Source organism: Streptomyces sp. WM6386, from assembly GCF_000972385.1.
Lineage (GTDB): Bacteria > Actinomycetota > Actinomycetes > Streptomycetales > Streptomycetaceae > Streptomyces.
Map to the genome: position 1 here is coordinate 1 of NZ_JXTE01000627.1, position 367 is coordinate 367.

Here is a 367-nt window from a genome sequence, read left to right on the forward strand (position 1 = left end):
CACCAGGGCTCCCCTGCCTCACCGCGCGGCCGTACTGGGCTCCGACGCCTCCGAACTGATCGCCGGTCTACGGCGGTTTGCGGGCGGCGCGGACGGGCCCGGCCCACCCGAACGCCCGCCAGGTGTAGCCGGTTTGGCGTCTGCGCGGCGCCCACCGGAAGATCACGCCGGAGGCCACCCAGGCCAGTGCGAGCCCCACGGGGATGCAGAGCAAACCCCACCAGCGTGCCCCGTCCCCCTCCCAACCGGCGGTGTCCGCCACCGCGTCGCCCACTGCCCGGCCGGTGACCAGTACGACGAAACCCAGCATCAGGGGCAGGCCTGCGGCGAACGCGAGAGCGATCGACCGCGCGTACTTGTGCAGGAA

At 73.0% G+C, this 367-nt stretch carries 1 pseudogene; it reads right to left on the bottom strand.

Annotated elements, in window-relative coordinates:
- Positions 1-67: 67 nt before the first annotated feature.
- A pseudogene (locus TN53_RS43000) lies at positions 68-367 on the bottom strand (hypothetical protein); the annotation flags it as partial.